This window comes from Stenotrophomonas sp. 05L44_2 (assembly GCF_056665995.1).
This window is the reverse complement of the sequence record NZ_JBFTNR010000864.1, coordinates 1-1,577: the sequence shown is the minus strand read 5'-3', so window position 1 is coordinate 1,577 and position 1,577 is coordinate 1. Positions and strand designations below refer to the sequence as shown.

At 68.8% G+C, this 1,577-nt stretch carries 1 protein-coding gene and 1 pseudogene; both read left to right on the top strand.

All coding sequences use genetic code 11. The features are described from left to right. Positions 1-481: pseudogene (locus tag AC1VAN_RS21465) on the top strand (DNA polymerase Y family protein); the annotation flags it as partial. 5 nt (positions 482-486) lie between these two features. After that, positions 487-1,577, top strand: a 1,091-nt coding sequence (locus AC1VAN_RS21460) for a PHP domain-containing protein (protein WP_480986703.1), incomplete at its 3' end; no start/stop codon positions are given.

Genomic DNA, 1,577 nt, shown 5'->3' with positions numbered 1-1,577 from the left:
CAACCGCATGGAAGCCTTCGCCCTGCCCGCCGGCAGCCGTGCGCTGCGCCTGCAGGCCGAGCAGCTGCCGCCGTTCGTGCCGGCCGCACGTGACCTGTTCGATACCCGCCCGGCGCAGGCGATGCCATGGACCCAGCTGCGCGAGCGCCTGCGTGCCCGCCTCGGCGATGACGCCGTGCAGCCACTGGCCGTGCAGGCCGACCACCGCCCCGAACGCGCCAGTGGCACCCAGCCACCGGCCAAGCCACCCGCTTGGTGGCCGCTGCGCCCCGGCTGGCTGCTGGAGACGCCACAGCCGCTGCGCGATCCGCGCCTGCGCATCGTCGCCGGGCCGGAACGGATTGAATCGGGCTGGTGGGACCAGGCCGATGCACGCCGCGACTATTACGTGGTGGAAACCGCGCAGGGCCAGCGTGGCTGGGCCTTCCGCACGCGCAATGATCCGCATGCGCCGTGGATGCTGCACGGCTGGTTCGGTTGAGCCCCATGCACACCGATCTGCCCGGATACGCCGAACTGCACTGCCTGTCGGCCTTCAGCTTCCAGCGTGGCGCATCCACCGCCGAGGAACTGTTCGCACGCGCCGCCGGCCAGGGTTACCGCGCGTTGGCCATCACCGACGAATGCTCGTTGGCTGGCATCGTGCGCGCATGGCAGGCGGCGAAGACGCACGGCGTGGCGCTGATCGTCGGTGCCGAATTCCAGGTTGAAGACGGGCCCAAGCTGGCCCTGCTGTGCACCAACCAAGCCGCTTACGCCGGGCTGTGCCAGCTGATCACCACCTGTCGCCGGCGGGCAGCCAAGGGCGGATACCGCTGCCTGCGCGAGGATCTGCAGGGACTGCCCGAGGGCCTGCTGTGCCTGTGGCTGGACCGGCAACCGGCGGCCACCGAACTGGAACTGCTGCGCCGTTGTTTTCCGCAGCGCCTGTGGCTGGCCGTGGAGCTGCACCACGAACACGACGACACGCGCCGGCTGCAGCAGCTGCAGGCCTTCGGCGAGCGCCACCGGTTGCCGCTGGTCGCCAGTGGCGACGTGCACATGCACGTGCGTCGGCGTCGTGCCTTGCAGGACACGCTGACCGCGATCCGCCATCGCTGCAGCGTGGCCGAGGCTGGTTGGCGCCTGTTTGCCAACGGCGAGCGTCATCTGCGCCCGCGCACTGCACTGGCCCAGCTGTATCCGCCCGAACTGCTGGCAGAAACCCTGCGCATCGCCGAACGCTGCCACTTCTCCCTGGACCAGCTGAAATACACCTACCCGCGCGAACTGGTGCCCGAAGGCCACGACCCGGACAGCTGGCTGCGCGTGCTGGTCGAGCGCGGCATTCCTTGGCGTTGGAAAAAGGGCATCGAGCCAGCCCAGCGCAAGCAGATCGAGCACGAACTGGCACTGATCAAGCAGAAGCAGTACGCCTCCTATTTCCTCACCGTGCAGGACATCGTGYGCTTCGCCCGCAGCCAGGACATCCTCTGCCAGGGCCGTGGCTCGGCCGCCAATTCAGCGGTGTGCTTCGTGCTGGGTGTGACCGAGATCGACCCAGCGCGCAGCAACCTGCTGTTCGAGCGCTTCATCTC